Below are 14,187 nucleotides of genomic sequence, written 5' to 3'. Positions count from 1 at the left end.
CCATAGGGCGGTTTTTTTATACCTGTTTGCTTATGAAACCATCCGACATCGTGGCGCACCTGCGCAGCCATTGCCCTGCCCTGGGCGGCAGTGTGCAGGCGGGCATCAATTGGGAAGCGATCGAAAAAGCCACCCAGTGGCAGGGCCTGTACGCCTTTGTGGTGCCCACCGATGACAAGGCTGGCGACCCCCTCTATGACAACACCTTGGTGCAAGAAATCACTGAAGGCTTGGACGTGGTGGTGGTCTTCCCCCAAAGCGATGAGCCAGGGCGGCAGGTGGCTGACGAAGTGCCCGCCATGCGCAAAGCGCTGTGCCTGGCGCTTGCGGGCTTTACACCGCCGGGCAGTGCGGGCTGGCTGATCTACGAAGGCCGCAGCTTTTTACACACCGACCGCGCCAAGGTGGCCTATGCCTTCAGCTTTAGTGGCTTGGAGGTCATGGGCAGCGCAGAGCTGCCTAGCGACCCTGCACAGGCAGAGACCTGGCAGGAAGCCGAACTGCTGGGCCTGCAGCAGCTGGAAGGCTTGGACATCGATGTCGATGTGATCGACCCCATGGTGGACAAGAACCTCAAGCCTGACGGCGTGGGGCCTGATGGCCGTATTGAGCATCACCTGAAAGTGAACCTACCGCATGACAACCCAAACCCCACCCCAAACCCCGAACCATGAGTGCACACGTGTGCACGTCACGCCCGCCGAAGGTCGCGCCGTGCGCATGCCTGAGCGTGGCCACGCACTCATGCCAGCCGAAGGCTGTGAAGTGCCTCGCAATGTGTACTGGGCCCGCCGCATAGCGGTGGGCGATGTGCAAGAACTACCACCCGCAACTACCAAAGGGAAACCCAGCAAATGAGCGTCAGCTTTAACAACATCCCCGCAGGTGTGCGGGTGCCTCTGTTCTATGCAGAGATGGACAACAGCGCAGCCAACAGTGCACAGGCCACACTGCGCACGCTGATCATTGGTCAGGTCAATGACGGCCACACGCACGCCGATATCGGCAAGCTCACCCTATGCAGCCGCACAGAGCAGGCGGCGGAAATTGGCGGTGCTGGCTCTGTGCTGCACGCCATGCACCGCAGCTACAAGCGCAACGACAGCTTTGGCACGGTATGGGTGCTGCCCGTAGCCTTGGGCACTGGCACAGCCGCTGCAGGTTCCATCACGGTCAGTGCAGCTGCCACGGGCAGCGGCGTGATCAGCCTGTATGTGGCAGGCCAGCGTGTGCAAGTGCCTGCAGTGGCGGGGGATACCACCTCTGCCTTGGCCACTGCCATTGCTGCCGCCATCAATGCCAACACCACCTTGCCGGTGACGGCGGAGGTGGATGGCGCTACACCCGCCAAGGTCAACATTACCGCCAAGGGCAAGGGTCTGCTGGGCAATGACATTACCGTGCAGCTCAACCGCTTGGGAACTGCCGGTGGCGAGGCACTGCCCGCAGGCGTTGCCCTCACGCTGGTAGCGCCCACGGGCGGTGCCGGTGCGCCAGACTTGGCTGCTGCCTTGGCGGCGGTGGGTGATGAGCCGTTTGAATTTGTCATCCACCCCTTTACCGATGCAGCCAGCCTCAACGCCTTGCGCGACTGGATGAACGACACCGCAGGCCGCTGGAGCTGGGTCAAGCAGCTGTACGGCCACTGCTACAGTGCCAAGCGCGGCACGCTGGGTGAGTTGGTGGCCTTTGGCACCGCACGCAATGACCCGCACCACACCGTGCACGGTTTTGAGCCGCTGGTGCCCCAGCCCGCTTGGGAAGTGGCCGCCGCCTACGGTGCCCGCACGGCGGTGTTCATCAGTGCAGACCCCGCCCGCCCCACGCAAACCGGCGTGCTCACGGGGGTGGATGCTGCACCGGCAGGCGATCGCTTCATGCTGGATGAGCGCCAAGCGCTGCTCACCAGCGGCGTGGCCACGGCGTATGTGGAGGGTGGCGAGTACCGCATTGAGCGTGGCATCACCACCTACCAAAAGAACGCCTTTGGTGCGGAGGATGACAGCTACCTGGACAGCGAGACCCTGCACACCAGTGCCCACGTGCTGCGCACCCTGAAAGCGCGCATCACCAGCAAGTACCCCCGCCACAAGCTGGCCAACGACGGCACCAAGTACGGCCCCGGCCAAGCCATCGTCACGCCCGTGGTGATCCGCGGTGAGCTGATTGCGGCCTACCGTGAGCTGGAGTACCAGGGCATTGTGGAGAACGCCGAAGCCTTCAAGGAAAACTTGATTGTGGAGCGCTCCATCACCAACCCCAACCGCCTGGATGTGTTGTTCCCACCGGACTACATCAACCAGCTGCGTGTGTTTGCGCTGCTCAACCAGTTCCGCTTGCAATACAGCACGCTGGCTGAGTAAGCAGCCGCCAGCGTCAACCCATCAACCCCGCCCGCCCTGGTGCAAACCACGGCGGGCTTTGCTTTGTAAGGAGAGCTCAACATGGGCCAAAAGATTGCAGGCACCTGCTACATCAAGGTAGACGGTCAGCAGCTGGTGCTTACCGGTGCGGTAGAAGCCCCGCTGAACAAGTCCACGCGTGAGACCGTGGTCAAGGGCTACTACAAGGAAGAAGACACAGTGCCCTTTGTCAAGGCTGAAGTGGCCGTACCCAAGGGCACCAACATGGCTGCCATCACAGGTGCCACCAATGCCACGGTCACTGTGGAGTTTGCCAACCGCACTGTCTACACCTTGTCTGGTGCCTACCTGGTGGGCGAGGTGAACTACAGCAGCGACGAAGGCAAGGCCTCGCTGGAGTGGAACGGCACTGAAGGAGATTGGAACTAATGAACGAAGCACAGGAAATCATGGGGGCTTTGACCCATACCCTCGCCAAGCCCATCAAAGCGCACTCCGAGCAGGTGACTGAACTGCAGCTGCGTCGCCCCACACCAGCAGAGGCCAAAAAGATTGGCCGCATGCCTTATGTGATCACCAACCTTGCCACGGGTGCTTATTCGCCAGACCTGTCGGTGGTGGGTGACTACATCAGTGTGTGCGCAGGTATTCCGCCGTCTTCGGTAGATCAGCTGGACTTGTCCGACCTGAACCAGCTGGCCTGGCAGATCTGCAGTTTTTTCACGACGCCGGAATCGTCAGCCTCCAGCAGCTGACCGACTTGGCCTATGACTTGGCCTACCTGTGGCGCATGACGCCGCCACAGGTCATGGCGCTGCCGCTGGATGAGTTTTCTGAATTGTTAGTGCAGGCCCACCGTATCTGGCCGCCAAAGTGAGAGGGCAATCCCCATGGCAGATAAGTTTCAGCTCAAGGCCCTGATCACTGGGGTAGACAAGCTCAGCCCCATGCTCAAGGGCGTGGGGCAGAACGCGGGCAAGTTGCGCAAGCAGCTGGAATCCAGCGGGCTGGGAAAGATCAGTATGGGTGACCTGGCCGGCGGTGGTGCATTTGCCATGCCGTTCATTGCTGGTGCCAAAGCCGCCATTGCTTTTGAAAGCAAGATGGCTGACGTCAAAAAGGTCATGGACTTTGACAAAGGCCAAGAGGCGCAGCAGTTTGCGGCCATGAATAAGGACGTGCTGGCGCTGTCGCGTCAGCTACCTATGGCGGCAGAAGGCATTGCTTCTATCTATGCAGCTGGCGGCCAGTCAGGCATTGCGAGAGGTGAGTTGAAGGCATTTGCCACAGACGCCATCAAGATGGGCGTGGCCTTTGATCAGACGGCAGATGAGTCCGGCAAGATGATGGCCACCTGGCGTACAGCCTTCAAGATGGGTCAAGGCGATGTGGTGGCACTGGCAGACAAGATCAACTACCTGGGCAACACGGGGCCTGCTACCACCAAGCAGATCTCTGCCATCGTCACCAAGATTGGTCCGTTGGGGGAGGTAGCAGGCTTGGCAAGTGGGCAGATTGCTGCCATGGGGGCCACGCTGGCAGGTGTAGGTGTAGCTGAGGATGTAGCTGCCACGGGCATGAAAAACTTCATGCTGGCATTGACGGCGGGCGGCGCTGCCACCAAAGCGCAGTCCGAGACGCTCAAGGCCTTGCGCATGGATGCCAAGCAGGTAGCAGTTGGCATGCAGAAAGATTCTGAGGGCACCATCATGAAGGTGCTGCAGGCCATCAGCAAGGTAGACAAGACGAAGCAGGCGGCGGTGCTTTCGCAGCTCTTTGGCAAGGAAAGCATTGGTGCGATCGCGCCCATGCTGACCAACCTGGATTTGCTGGCAGGCAACTTCAAGAAAGTGGCGGATGCCCAGGCCTACGCCGGCAGCATGGAAAAGGAATATGCAAGCCGGGCCGCAACCACAGAAAACAACCTGCAGCTGCTGAAAAATCGCACGGTGGAGCTTGGCATCGCCATTGGCTCCGCTTTGCTGCCAGCCATCAATGATGGCGTGGGTGCCTTCGGCCCCTTGGTCAGCACGGTGGCAGACTTTGCTGCTGCCAATCCGTGGGTCATCAAAGGCCTGCTGGGGGCAGCCGCTGGGTTTGTCGGGTTGCGGCTGGCTGTGACGGGCGGAGCGCTTGCATTAAAGCTGTTTGGTGTAGCGGCGACCATGCTTGCAAAACACCCTATTGCTTTTGCTATTCAAGGAATCGCGCTATTGGCTGGCGTCTTAATTGCCAACTGGTCCAGCGTGGCGCCGTTTTTTGAGGCTTGCTGGGACAAGATCAAAGAATACGCCGCCATTGGCTGGGAGATGTTCAAGACCGTGGCGGGCTTCACCCCGCTGGGAATGATCGTCAAGAACTGGGAGCCCATTGTGGCTTTCTTCAAGGGTATCTGGGAGCGTGTGCGCCCCTATATCGAGCCCATCATTGAAGGTGCCAAGTGGGTGGGCGGCAAGGTGGGTGGCATGTTCGGCGGCGGTGCGCCAGCAGCTGCGCCCGCTGCAGCCACAAGCCCCGTGCAGCAGGCCAAGTCGCCACTGCCTGCGGCTGCTGCTGCCCAGAAGACCAATGTGCAAGGTGAGATGGTGGTGAAGTTTGAAAACGCACCACCAGGCACCAGGGTGCAGTCTGCACAAACCAACCAGCCTGGCTTCAACATCAACGCCCCTGTGGGCACGCGCAGCTTGTCCCTGCCTTATTAGGAGAGCGTGAATGTCTGATTGGCGCAAGCAGCTGCAGCCTGCCAGCTTCAAGGGTGTACCGTTTGAGGTGCTCAGCGATAGCTCCACCTTTGGGCGGCGCATTCAGGTGCACGAGTTTGTGCAGCGTGACAAGCCCTTTTGCGAAGACTTGGGGCGCGTCACGCGGCGCTTCTCGGTCAATGCTTTTTTTGGCGGGAATGACTGCCTGGACCAGCGCGACGCCTTTTTGGCCGCCATTGATGAAGACCCCGCGGGTGAGCTGATCTTGCCCACCTGGGGCGCCATGCAGGCCACGGCCATGCCCGGCAGTGTGGACAACAGCCGTGAAGATGGCGGCATTGTCTGGATCAGTCTGGAGTTTGTGGAAAGTGGCGACAAGGGCTACCCCGTGGCCACGCCCGCTACAGATGCACAGCTCAGCGATGCCGCAGGCGGCGTGCTGGATGAGGGCAGCAACTGGTTTGAAGATGCCATGGCCGGTGTCAACGCCGCCCGCGTCAACATCGCTGCTGCCACTGGCAGTGTGCAGGCAGCTTTTGGGCTGGTAACCGGCACCATTGGCACCATCACCCGCACGGTGGCCAGCGCAGCAGACTTGGTCAACATAGTGCTCAACGCCCCGGCCAACTTTGTGCTGGCCTTGCGCGCAGGCGTTGGCAGTGTGCGCAACAGCCTGCAGGGCATTGAACCGCAGGGCGCTTTAGACAGCCTGCGCAGCGCTGTGCGCGGCACCAGCAGCATGGGTTATGTGAACCCTGCAGGCGGTGCTGACACGCAAAAGCTGGTCATGGCGGTCAACGAGCTGGTGGGCCACGCGCAGCTGACGGTGGCTTTAGAGGCTGCAGCCCAGCTGCCGCCTGATGCGCCTGTACCCCTTATGCCCGCTACGCCTTCTGTGTGGCAGCAAGCCAGCCAGCCAGTGCAGCGCGCTGAGGTGTTGTACCAGGCCGATGTACTGGCTGCCCGCGCAGCGCTGGAAGCGGCGCTGTGGGAAGCCCTGCAAGGCGGCGGTGGCCGCCCGCCCATGGCCATGCTCAATGCCCTGCAAGATGCCCGCACGAAGGCTCGCAGGCATTTGGCAGAGGTGGCATCTAGCGCCGTTCCGCTGGTGACGGTAACGCCGTCAGCCGTGCAGCCTGCTTTGGTGCTGGCCTACCGCCAGTGGGGTGATGCCACGCGGGCTGCAGAAATTGTGCAGCGCAACCGTGTGTCGCACCCCGGTTTTGTATCACCGCAACCGCTGCAGGTTGCACGTAAGTAGCTAAAGGTTTGCCATGCCCATTCCTGACGATCACAAAGTGAGTTTGCGGGTGGCTGGCATGGACTACGCGGGCTGGAAAGATGTGCGCATTAGCGCGGGCATTGAGCGGCAGGCACGTGATTTTTCTCTGTCAGTGGCTTGGCGCTGGGATGGGCAGGCTGTGGACTTGCCCATCAAGCAAGGCGCCAAGACTGAAGTGCGCATTGGCCAAGACTTGGTGCTGACGGGCTGGGTGTTTGCCACGCCCATCAGCCATACGCCAGATGCCATTACGCGTGGCATTACTGGCCGCAGCCTGACCGCTGATTTGGTGGACTGCAGCGCCGTTAACCAGCCCGGCCAATGGCGTAAGCAAAGCGTGCAGCAAGTGGTGCAAGCTTTGACCCAGCCCTTTGGCCTGAAGGTCATCAGCCAGGTACCAGAGACGGCAGCCTTGGTAGACCACAGCATTGAGCCTGGTGAGACGGTGTTTGACAGTATTGACCGGCTGCTGACACTGTCGCGCCTGCTGTCCACAGACGATGCGCAGGGCAATGTGCTGATTGTGGAACCCGGCAGCGCTGGTCGCGCCGTGGATGCCATTGTGGTGGGTGAGAACGTGCTGGAGGGCAGTGCACCCTTGGACTTCTCACAGCTGATGTCTGAGTACCGCGTGGTAGGGCAAAAAAGCGGTACCGACGAAAGCTTTGCAGAGTCCACCAACGAAGTGGCCGCCAGCGTAACGGACCCACGTGCCACGCGTTACCGCCCGCTGCTGATTCAGCAGCAGGGCCAGCTCACCAGCCAGCTGGCTCGTGAGCGTGTGAACTGGGAGCGCGGCAGCCGTGTGGGCAAGGCGCTCACTACCACCTATAAGGTGCAAGGCTGGCGGCAAAGCAACGGCCAGCTATGGGTGCATAACCAGCTGGTGCAGGTCAAAGACCCCGTCATTGGGTTTGACCGAGAGATGCTGATTACGGCTGTTGAATATGTGCTGGATGACAACGGCACCGTGGCCATGCTGACCGTGGCCCCGCCTGAGGCCGTGCTGCCAGAGCCGCAAGACCCGCACAAGGCGCGCAAGCTGAAAAAAGGCGGCAAGGCTGACAACTTTGAATATTTACTGCCTGCGGACTGGGACAAGCAATGAGTGTGCAAAACATGATCAGCCGCTGCACCTTGGCCCTGGCCAATGCCAAAGGCATGCTGCAGCAGCTTCAGATCCGCATGCTGGCCGGTGAGGTGAAAGATGCCGTGGAGCATCTGGAGCCTTATGGCTTTACCAGCTGCCCGCATCCCGGAGCGGAGGGCGTGGCGGTGTTCCCCGGTGGCGATCGTAGCCACGGCGTGGTGGTTGTGCTGGCAGACCGGCGCTACCGCCTGCAGGGGCTAAAGACTGGCGAAATGGCCATCCACGATGACCAAGGCCAGAGCGTGCACCTCACGCGCGATGGCATCGTGATCAAGGGTGCTGGCAAGCCGGTCACAGTGACGGATGCAGAAAAGCTGCGTGTGGAATGCCCCATTGAGTGCACGCACGACATCACGGACAACGTGGACAGCACAGGCACAAGCATGGCCGCCATGCGTGAGACCTACAACGACCACGACCACCCCGGCGACAGCGGTGGCACGACCGGCAAGCCCAACCAAGGAATGTAGCCATGCAAGTACTACCCCTCACCGGCGCTGATGCATCCGGTGTGCTGGAGCGTGCCGTGCACATCAGCCTTTTCACTTGGCGGCGGGCAGACCCCGGCGATCAGGTAGACGGTGCAGATCGGCAGGGCTGGTGGGGCGACAGCTACCCCAGCGAGGCGAGTGACCGCATAGGCAGCAAGCTTTGGCTGCTGCGCCGTCGCACCATCACGCCGCAAACCCAGCGCGATGCGCAGCGGTTTTGCCAAGAGGCGCTGCAGTGGTTGGTGGATGACGGGCATGTGACACAAGTGACGGTCACCATCACCCGCCCCCAGGCCACGCATTTGGCCGCACAAATTGTGCTGGAGCGCCCTGACGGCGATCCGGTAACCCTCAACCTTGATGACTTGCTGCAGGTGAAACATGGCATTTGAAACCCCCAGCCTGCCCGAACTGATTGCCCGCACCAGCGCTGACCTGGAAGGCAGCAACGCCATGCGCCGCAGCGATGCCGCTGTGCTGGCGCGTGCGCATGCGGCGGCGGTGTATGGGCTATATCAGTTTTTGGGCTGGCAGTTTTTGCAGCACCGGCCAGATACGTGCGACGAAGAGCATTTGGCCAAGCACGCTGCTGATCGCAATGTGCCCCGCAAGCAGGCCACCCACGCCACAGGCTATGTGGCCATGACGGGCAATGTGGGTGCAGTGATCAACGTGGGTGTGCGCCTGGAGCGCGCAGGCGTGCTGTATGAGGTAGTGCAAGGTGCCACGCTCACGGCTGGCGCGGCTGCTGTGGGCATACAGGCTGTGGAGGCAGGCGCGGCAGGCAACCAGCCTGCCGGTGCAGAGCTGCAGCTGATCAGCCCTGTCTTGGGTGTGGAACCCAAAGCCACGGTGGATGCAGATGGCTTGCACGGCGGCACAGATCTGGAGCCGCTGGAAGACTGGCGTGCCCGCGTCGTGCAGGCTTTTGAGCGTGTGCCCCACGGCGGCAATGCGGATGACTACGTGGTCTGGGCCTTGGAGCAGCCAGGCGTGACCCGTGCGTGGACGAAGCGCCACTGGGTGGGGCCGGGCACCGTGGCGGTGTTTGTGGTCAATGATGAGGCGGACCCCATCACGCTGACCACGCCGCAGTGTGCGGAGGTGAAGGCCGCGATGGAGTCCTTGCGACCGGTGACTGCTGATTTGTACGTGCTAACGCCGGAGCTGGTGCCCGTGCATTACCAACTGAGCGTGACGCCAGATACCCCGGCAGTGAAAGCAGCGGTGGAGCAAAGCCTCAAAGCCCTGCACGAGCGCAACAGTGAGCTGGGCGGGCGCCTGTTGCGCACGCACATTGCTGAAGCCATCAGCGGATCTCGCGGCGAGCAAGACCACGAGTTGCTCAGCCCAGCTGCAGACGTTGTGCCGCAGCCGCACCAGCTGCTGGTGTATGGAGGAGTCACATGGATGTAGCCCGAACCGCGGCTGACTACGCGCAGCAGCTCACCGCATTGCTGCCCCCCGGCCCGGCGTGGGATGCAGAGCTGCAGCCGCAGCTGCACGCCCTGCTGGGGGCAATCGCCCAAGAGTTTGGCCGCATCGATGCCCGCAGCGCGCAGCTCATGCGCGAAGCTTTCTTGGCCACCTTCCACGAGGCCCTGGCTGATTGGGAGCAAACGCTCAATCTGCCGGACGAGTGCATGGGCGGCGCTGGCACTGTGTCTGAGCGCAAAGCCATGGTGCGCATGCGCCTGGTGGAAAATGGTGGGCAAACCCCCGCTTACTACGTGCAGCTGGCTGCCCGCATGGGCTACCGCAGTGCCCGCGTGCAAGAGCTGCGCGCCCCACGCTTTGGCTGCAGCCGCTTCGGCCGCGACCACTTTGGCACGTGGGATGCGCAGTTCATGTGGATCTTGCACGCAGGCGAGCGGCTGGCGGGCGGATCTCGTTTTGGTTTGAGCGTGTGGGGGGAGCGCTTTGGCAGCAACCCCAGTGACGCCCTGGTGTGTGTGATTCGGCGTGCAGCCCCTGCGCACACGCTGGAGTTCGTCAATTTTGACTAAGAGGTGAGCAATGGACTTTCCAAAAAGTGTGCCGGGCGTAGGCTTGGTGGGCGGTGAGTTTGTCAATGAAGACCCCGTACTGGGTCAGCAGGGGTCTTTGATTCCGGCTGAGTGGGGTAATGCGGTCACCAAAGAGCTGGTGGCCGTGATTGAGGAAGACGGCCAAACGCCTAGTGAGTTGGTGCTGACGCAGCTGCGTGATGCGTTGTATGGGGCGGTGTCGTCTATCAAACGGCGATTGCTGCGCATTGCGTCAGTCGAAGACATGAGTGACGGCAATTGCGACGATGCGGCGGTAACACCAAAAAAGCTGCGCGCTGGCTTCTCTTGGTCTTTTGGCAGCAGCGTGAGCTACATAGCATTCCCTAGCTGGCTGATGGGTGTGATTTTTTTTTGGGGAGGGACAATAGTCACGGCGCGTGTTTATGCAACCGTGACACTGCCAATATCTATGCCTAGCGGCGCAGCCCCAATTGTTGTTGGCAATTGGGGGACTGGTTCTGTTTCTGGTGCACAGGTTGGAGCTGTTGCATTTATGGATAGCGGGCCTTCATCTTTTAAGGTCACTGTGTCAGACAGCAGTGGCACTTTCGGCTGCCGATTCATTGGTATAGGACGTTAAATATGACAATACTCTGGTCTGCTTCACAACACGGTTTTTTTGATACTGCAATTCATCATTCTTTGCTAATTCCAGATGACGCTAGAGAAGTGACGCGCCAGCAACGTGATGACTTAATCGCTGCCCAAAGCAGCGGTGCAGAGATTATTTCTGACCCGCAAGGGATGCCGGTTATCCGCGAAAACGCGTCTGTAGATCTGTCTGTGTTGCTTCATGGTGTTAAAACCGAGCTACGTGCCAAGCGAATGCCGTTGCTTGATGCACTCACAGGCATTGCTGGGCGCTCCCAGCGAGCTGGCAATACCGCTCTGGCTACCGAAGCCGACGCACTAGCGGTGGCGTTGCTAGACATTACCGACGACCCAGCACTTAACGCTGCACAAACGCTGGAAGACATGCAAGCCGCTGGCGTGGCCGCCTACCGCGCCATTGCCAGCACAGCCAGCGCTGAGTTGGCCGTGGTGTTCAAGGAAATCACGGGGACATGAACATGCACGACCTGCTCATCTTCACCGCCATCATCATCACCGTGATCGCTGCAGTGCTGGTGTTTGGCATTGGCCCGCGCAACCTGCCCAGCTGGGTCAAAAGCAAAGCAGGGCAAGGTGCGCTGGCGTCTATGGCCTTGGGTGTGGGCGTGGTGCTGGTGGTGGGTGCTGCTGTGGTGGCGGGTGTGGCCTTGGCCGCCGCGCTGCTGCCTGCAGCCCATGCGCAAGTGCTGCACCCCCTACCCCAGGGGCCCAAAGCATACACGGCCAAGGCATCTTGGCTGGATACGCGCTATGGGTACTTTCTCAACCACGCCTATGTGTTTGCTGGGGTGGACTACACCCGCAAAGTCTCACCCCAGTGTGTGGCTGGCAGCATGCAAGACCGGCTCACATCTAACATGGGTATGGGCTTGAACGTGTGGCAGTCCCCCAGCCGCAAAGTATGGCTAGATGTGCAGTGGACGCACCACAGCTGCGTCATTGGTGTGGACCGCAATTCTTATGACGGCTTTGGCCTGCGTGCTACTTGGTTCCCTTGGGTGCGTTGATGGTAAGACTTGATTGCTGATTTTTAGTGTGTAACCGCCTAGAGGCGGTTTTTTTACGCCTATTGAAAGATGGTTATGGAACCAACGATAAGCGCGGCAGCCACTCTGGGAGGGGCAGCCGTTTCTGCATCTGCCATCACCGCTTTTGGTGTGCCGCTGGGCCTGCATGCTGATGTGTTGCTGGCGGGCTTCTTTGGCTCGCTGGTGGCCATCATCCTGCTCAACACCGTGCCGGGGTCTGCGGACACCTGGCAAGAGCTGCTGCGTACCAGCACGCGGCGCTTGTCGGTGGCCTGGGCGTCGTCCATCACAGCGGGCTACATCACGCCGCTGGCCTTGCTGATGGCTGATGTGCCACAGGGCTTGCTGCTGTCCATGGCCTTCATGGTGGGGGCAGGTGCCCAGCGCGTATTGGTTGCGGTGATGGTGCGTTTTTGGGCTGAGCAACCAAGGCAGGGGGGCTGAGTCATGACATCTATCGCCATTGCTTTGCTGTTTTTGTTGGGTGTACTGGTGCTGGCAGAAAGCTTGAACAAGCTGGAGCGCACCGCGCCTTTCGCCAAAGGTCTCACATCACGCCAGCGCTTGCTGTCTTGGCTCAAAGCCATTGCCTGGTTGCTGCTGGCCTGGGCCGGGGCTGGCGCGCTGGTTGGGCCGTTCTTTGGTCAGGCACCACCCACCTTGCGAGAGCTGGCCATGTTTGGCGGCTTTACCACGTTGATCGTTCGCACCCGTTTTAAAGAGGGTTGATATGCAATTGACACCACATTTTGCTTTGGCAGAGTTCACCCGATCTGCCAAGGCAGCGCAGCTGCGCCTGGACAACACGCCCACGGGCAAGGCGCTGGAAAACCTCAAGCGCACAGCCGAGATCCTTGAGCGTGTGCGTGCCCACCTGGGAGTGCCCATCATCATCACCAGCGGCTACCGTGGCCCAGTGCTGAATAAGGCAGTGGGCGGGGCTACCAGCTCTGACCACCTGCAGGGCTTGGCTGCTGATGTAATCGCGCCCAAGTTCGGCACGCCGTATGACGTAGCCAAGGCGCTTGCGCCGCACATTGATGCGCTGGGTATTGGTCAGATCATCTATGAAGTTAGTGGCAGCACCCATTGGGTGCACTTGTCTGCCAGAGTCCCAGAGAAGCGGTCAAACCGCGTCATCACCATCGTAGTGGGCAAGGGCGCGCAGCTGGGGGTGCAACGCGTATGAGCATCACCAACAAACTTGCAGCCGGGCTGGGCCTGGCCTTGGCAGTCAGCGTGGTGGGTCACATCGCCGGTGGCTACGCCTACCTGCAGCAGCGTGATGCCTCGGTCGAGGCCCGCGCGGATCTGCGGAATCAGCAGGGCGCTACCGAAGCTGCCAGCCTGGCAGCGAATGCGTGCAGCGAATCGGTCGAAGGTCTGAGCGTGTCGGCCGCCGTCATGGCCAGCCAGCTGGAAGGCTCACGCAATGCAGCCAAGCAGCAGGCTGGCGTGCATTTTGGCAAGGCAGACAAGATTTTGAGCACACCTGCAGCCGTGCCTGGTGACGCCTGTGCCAGTGCGCAAAAACGTGTGCAAGACATATTGGCCGCCCGTGGCCAGAAAGGCGGTGGCTGATGCGTTGGTGCTCCTTACCCCTTATCTCCGCTGCGCTAGCGGCGGGGCTGCTTATGACTGGCTGCAGCAATGCGCCGCCGGTGGTGAAGGTTCAAACCGTGAAGGTGGCCATCCCCGTGGCCTGCCAAGAGCCTGAGCCAGACCGGCCAGTCATGCCCACCGATCAGCTGCCCGACGGCGCTGATGTGGATGCGTATGTCCAAGCTGCGGCCGCAGAGATTGAGCGCCGTGAAGGCTATGAGATCCAGCTGATTGCGGCGTTGCGCAACTGCAAGCGGTTGAGAGATAAAAATCAAAATTAAAAAAGCCCGCATAGCGGGCTTTTTGTTGCAACAGATCAATTGATTAGGCTGTTGTCGTATCTTTGATTTGATGAAGGGCGTTAAACGTAGCCTGCACCAATTCCAGTTCGTTCACAGCCTCATTCAGCAAAGCCAGAATATCTTCTTTGGTCTTAGGCGAAGTCATTGCATAGATATCGAAGTGGTGTGTCTTGGGCATAGCGGCTCCTTTGTTTACCATCAAAATTGCGCTTGGTTCGTCAGCGCTTGTATTGCAGAGTCGTAATCTGCATTGTTGTCATTTTTTAGAGCTTCGGCAACACGTTGGATCAATCCAATTTGTTGCTTTGCATTCAATATGAGGCGTTTTTCGTCATATTCAATCAGTTCTGAAGCGTAAACGGTATCTAGAACAGATTCAACAACCTTTAGTCCCATCAAAAGGTGATTCAGATTCGGGTTGATCTTCGCTTCAAGTTGCGCAAATCCAAATGAAGAGTGTGCAGTAATTACCGTGTTGGCAGTCTGGAACACAGCGTTCCATGCTATTTCGACTGCTTGAGGCAAATCTAAAGCAGTCTTATCTTCAGCCTCAATCGCAGCAACTTCTCGCCCTTGCATCCCGACTCCTTGTGTAGGAAGAAACGCT

At 59.9% G+C, this 14,187-nt stretch carries 22 protein-coding genes; 20 read left to right on the top strand and 2 right to left on the bottom strand.

Annotated elements, in window-relative coordinates; genetic code table 11:
• Positions 1–32: 32 nt before the first annotated feature.
• The 20 genes from QEP12_RS13430 to QEP12_RS13335 all read left to right on the top strand — a co-directional run bounded on the left by QEP12_RS13430 (position 33) and on the right by QEP12_RS13335 (position 13,559).
• Complete coding sequence (locus QEP12_RS13430; protein ID WP_284214560.1) at positions 33–674, top strand: phage tail terminator protein; 642 nt, start codon at positions 33–35, stop codon at positions 672–674.
• Positions 637–858: a DUF2635 domain-containing protein gene (locus tag QEP12_RS13425; protein WP_284214559.1), complete on the top strand. Its 222-nt coding sequence runs from the start codon at positions 637–639 to the stop codon at positions 856–858. Before QEP12_RS13430 ends, QEP12_RS13425 begins: the two co-directional genes overlap by 38 nt.
• Positions 855–2,363, top strand: coding sequence for a phage tail sheath subtilisin-like domain-containing protein (locus QEP12_RS13420; RefSeq protein WP_284214558.1), 1,509 nt, complete (start codon positions 855–857; stop codon positions 2,361–2,363). The genes QEP12_RS13425 and QEP12_RS13420 overlap by 4 nt, the downstream gene beginning before the upstream one ends.
• 81 nt (positions 2,364–2,444) lie before the next feature.
• Positions 2,445–2,792, top strand: a complete 348-nt coding sequence (locus tag QEP12_RS13415) for a phage tail tube protein (RefSeq protein ID WP_284214557.1) — start codon at positions 2,445–2,447, stop codon at positions 2,790–2,792.
• Entirely contained in the window at positions 2,792–3,118 is a 327-nt protein-coding gene (locus QEP12_RS13410) for a phage tail assembly protein (RefSeq protein WP_284214556.1), read from the top strand. The genes QEP12_RS13415 and QEP12_RS13410 overlap by 1 nt, the downstream gene beginning before the upstream one ends.
• A gap of 135 nt (positions 3,119–3,253) precedes the next feature.
• A complete protein-coding gene (locus QEP12_RS13405; RefSeq protein ID WP_284214555.1) occupies positions 3,254–5,065 on the top strand; it encodes a phage tail tape measure protein in 1,812 nt (603 codons plus the stop codon).
• A 10-nt stretch (positions 5,066–5,075) separates the two neighbouring features.
• Positions 5,076–6,326, top strand: a complete 1,251-nt coding sequence (locus QEP12_RS13400) for a DNA circularization protein (RefSeq protein ID WP_284214554.1) — start codon at positions 5,076–5,078, stop codon at positions 6,324–6,326.
• A gap of 13 nt (positions 6,327–6,339) precedes the next feature.
• Complete coding sequence (locus QEP12_RS13395) at positions 6,340–7,455, top strand: phage baseplate assembly protein (RefSeq protein ID WP_246254051.1); 1,116 nt, start codon at positions 6,340–6,342, stop codon at positions 7,453–7,455.
• Positions 7,452–7,967, top strand: a complete 516-nt coding sequence (locus QEP12_RS13390) for a phage baseplate assembly protein V (RefSeq protein ID WP_174862689.1) — start codon at positions 7,452–7,454, stop codon at positions 7,965–7,967. Before QEP12_RS13395 ends, QEP12_RS13390 begins: the two co-directional genes overlap by 4 nt.
• Positions 7,968–7,969: 2 nt before the next feature.
• A complete protein-coding gene (locus QEP12_RS13385) occupies positions 7,970–8,380 on the top strand; it encodes a phage GP46 family protein (RefSeq protein WP_174862688.1) in 411 nt (136 codons plus the stop codon).
• Positions 8,370–9,404 (top strand): baseplate J/gp47 family protein, encoded by a 1,035-nt coding sequence (locus QEP12_RS13380; RefSeq protein WP_174862687.1) that lies wholly within the window; start codon positions 8,370–8,372, stop codon positions 9,402–9,404. Before QEP12_RS13385 ends, QEP12_RS13380 begins: the two co-directional genes overlap by 11 nt.
• Positions 9,395–9,994, top strand: coding sequence for a YmfQ family protein (locus QEP12_RS13375; RefSeq protein ID WP_174862686.1), 600 nt, complete (start codon positions 9,395–9,397; stop codon positions 9,992–9,994). Before QEP12_RS13380 ends, QEP12_RS13375 begins: the two co-directional genes overlap by 10 nt.
• Before the next feature lie 10 nt (positions 9,995–10,004).
• Positions 10,005–10,616: a hypothetical protein gene (locus tag QEP12_RS13370; protein ID WP_174862685.1), complete on the top strand. Its 612-nt coding sequence runs from the start codon at positions 10,005–10,007 to the stop codon at positions 10,614–10,616.
• A 2-nt stretch (positions 10,617–10,618) separates the two neighbouring features.
• Positions 10,619–11,104: a hypothetical protein gene (locus tag QEP12_RS13365; RefSeq protein WP_174862684.1), complete on the top strand. Its 486-nt coding sequence runs from the start codon at positions 10,619–10,621 to the stop codon at positions 11,102–11,104.
• Positions 11,101–11,655: a hypothetical protein gene (locus QEP12_RS13360; protein WP_174862683.1), complete on the top strand. Its 555-nt coding sequence runs from the start codon at positions 11,101–11,103 to the stop codon at positions 11,653–11,655. Before QEP12_RS13365 ends, QEP12_RS13360 begins: the two co-directional genes overlap by 4 nt.
• Before the next feature lie 75 nt (positions 11,656–11,730).
• Positions 11,731–12,120, top strand: a complete 390-nt coding sequence (locus QEP12_RS13355; protein WP_246254049.1) for a hypothetical protein — start codon at positions 11,731–11,733, stop codon at positions 12,118–12,120.
• A 3-nt stretch (positions 12,121–12,123) separates the two neighbouring features.
• The gene (locus QEP12_RS13350) at positions 12,124–12,405 is read left to right on the top strand and encodes a hypothetical protein (protein WP_284214553.1); all 282 of its coding nucleotides are present in this window, start codon (positions 12,124–12,126) and stop codon (positions 12,403–12,405) included.
• A 1-nt stretch (position 12,406) separates the two neighbouring features.
• Positions 12,407–12,865, top strand: a complete 459-nt coding sequence (locus QEP12_RS13345) for a D-Ala-D-Ala carboxypeptidase family metallohydrolase (protein ID WP_174862680.1) — start codon at positions 12,407–12,409, stop codon at positions 12,863–12,865.
• The gene (locus QEP12_RS13340; protein ID WP_174862679.1) at positions 12,862–13,257 is read left to right on the top strand and encodes a hypothetical protein; all 396 of its coding nucleotides are present in this window, start codon (positions 12,862–12,864) and stop codon (positions 13,255–13,257) included. Before QEP12_RS13345 ends, QEP12_RS13340 begins: the two co-directional genes overlap by 4 nt.
• Before the next feature lie 53 nt (positions 13,258–13,310).
• On the top strand, positions 13,311–13,559 hold the full coding sequence (locus tag QEP12_RS13335; protein ID WP_246254047.1) for a hypothetical protein: 249 nt from the start codon (positions 13,311–13,313) through the stop codon (positions 13,557–13,559).
• 43 nt (positions 13,560–13,602) lie between these two features.
• Here the strand turns inward: QEP12_RS13335 and QEP12_RS13330 are convergent, their stop codons facing one another.
• Together QEP12_RS13330 and QEP12_RS13325 are read right to left on the bottom strand one after the other, a co-directional pair.
• The gene (locus tag QEP12_RS13330) at positions 13,603–13,758 is read right to left on the bottom strand and encodes a hypothetical protein (protein ID WP_174862677.1); all 156 of its coding nucleotides are present in this window, start codon (positions 13,756–13,758) and stop codon (positions 13,603–13,605) included.
• 20 nt (positions 13,759–13,778) lie between these two features.
• On the bottom strand, positions 13,779–14,159 hold the full coding sequence (locus QEP12_RS13325; RefSeq protein WP_174862676.1) for a hypothetical protein: 381 nt from the start codon (positions 14,157–14,159) through the stop codon (positions 13,779–13,781).
• Positions 14,160–14,187 lie beyond the last annotated feature (28 nt).

It is taken from the genome of Comamonas jiangduensis (assembly GCF_030162955.1).
Classification (GTDB): domain Bacteria; phylum Pseudomonadota; class Gammaproteobacteria; order Burkholderiales; family Burkholderiaceae_C; genus Comamonas; species Comamonas jiangduensis.
The sequence above is the reverse complement of the archived record's forward strand: the minus strand, read 5'-3'. Positions and strand labels throughout refer to the sequence as shown.

What these genes read in the sequence shown, in the direction of transcription:
- QEP12_RS13325 (WP_174862676.1), bottom strand. Translation starts at nt 14,159, where the DNA reads ATGCAAGGGCGAGAAGTTGCTGCGATTGAGGCTGAAGATAAGACTGCT.
- QEP12_RS13370 (WP_174862685.1), top strand. Translation starts at nt 10,005, where the DNA reads ATGGACTTTCCAAAAAGTGTGCCGGGCGTAGGCTTGGTGGGCGGTGAG.
- QEP12_RS13360 (WP_174862683.1), top strand. Translation starts at nt 11,101, where the DNA reads ATGAACATGCACGACCTGCTCATCTTCACCGCCATCATCATCACCGTG.
- QEP12_RS13430 (WP_284214560.1), top strand. Translation starts at nt 33, where the DNA reads ATGAAACCATCCGACATCGTGGCGCACCTGCGCAGCCATTGCCCTGCC.
- QEP12_RS13340 (WP_174862679.1), top strand. Translation starts at nt 12,862, where the DNA reads ATGAGCATCACCAACAAACTTGCAGCCGGGCTGGGCCTGGCCTTGGCA.
- QEP12_RS13350 (WP_284214553.1), top strand. Translation starts at nt 12,124, where the DNA reads ATGACATCTATCGCCATTGCTTTGCTGTTTTTGTTGGGTGTACTGGTG.
- QEP12_RS13425 (WP_284214559.1), top strand. Translation starts at nt 637, where the DNA reads ATGACAACCCAAACCCCACCCCAAACCCCGAACCATGAGTGCACACGT.
- QEP12_RS13380 (WP_174862687.1), top strand. Translation starts at nt 8,370, where the DNA reads ATGGCATTTGAAACCCCCAGCCTGCCCGAACTGATTGCCCGCACCAGC.
- QEP12_RS13345 (WP_174862680.1), top strand. Translation starts at nt 12,407, where the DNA reads ATGCAATTGACACCACATTTTGCTTTGGCAGAGTTCACCCGATCTGCC.
- QEP12_RS13365 (WP_174862684.1), top strand. Translation starts at nt 10,619, where the DNA reads ATGACAATACTCTGGTCTGCTTCACAACACGGTTTTTTTGATACTGCA.
- QEP12_RS13375 (WP_174862686.1), top strand. Translation starts at nt 9,395, where the DNA reads ATGGATGTAGCCCGAACCGCGGCTGACTACGCGCAGCAGCTCACCGCA.
- QEP12_RS13405 (WP_284214555.1), top strand. Translation starts at nt 3,254, where the DNA reads ATGGCAGATAAGTTTCAGCTCAAGGCCCTGATCACTGGGGTAGACAAG.
- QEP12_RS13395 (WP_246254051.1), top strand. Translation starts at nt 6,340, where the DNA reads ATGCCCATTCCTGACGATCACAAAGTGAGTTTGCGGGTGGCTGGCATG.
- QEP12_RS13335 (WP_246254047.1), top strand. Translation starts at nt 13,311, where the DNA reads ATGACTGGCTGCAGCAATGCGCCGCCGGTGGTGAAGGTTCAAACCGTG.
- QEP12_RS13390 (WP_174862689.1), top strand. Translation starts at nt 7,452, where the DNA reads ATGAGTGTGCAAAACATGATCAGCCGCTGCACCTTGGCCCTGGCCAAT.
- QEP12_RS13415 (WP_284214557.1), top strand. Translation starts at nt 2,445, where the DNA reads ATGGGCCAAAAGATTGCAGGCACCTGCTACATCAAGGTAGACGGTCAG.
- QEP12_RS13420 (WP_284214558.1), top strand. Translation starts at nt 855, where the DNA reads ATGAGCGTCAGCTTTAACAACATCCCCGCAGGTGTGCGGGTGCCTCTG.
- QEP12_RS13355 (WP_246254049.1), top strand. Translation starts at nt 11,731, where the DNA reads ATGGAACCAACGATAAGCGCGGCAGCCACTCTGGGAGGGGCAGCCGTT.
- QEP12_RS13385 (WP_174862688.1), top strand. Translation starts at nt 7,970, where the DNA reads ATGCAAGTACTACCCCTCACCGGCGCTGATGCATCCGGTGTGCTGGAG.
- QEP12_RS13410 (WP_284214556.1), top strand. Translation starts at nt 2,792, where the DNA reads ATGAACGAAGCACAGGAAATCATGGGGGCTTTGACCCATACCCTCGCC.
- QEP12_RS13400 (WP_284214554.1), top strand. Translation starts at nt 5,076, where the DNA reads ATGTCTGATTGGCGCAAGCAGCTGCAGCCTGCCAGCTTCAAGGGTGTA.
- QEP12_RS13330 (WP_174862677.1), bottom strand. Translation starts at nt 13,758, where the DNA reads ATGCCCAAGACACACCACTTCGATATCTATGCAATGACTTCGCCTAAG.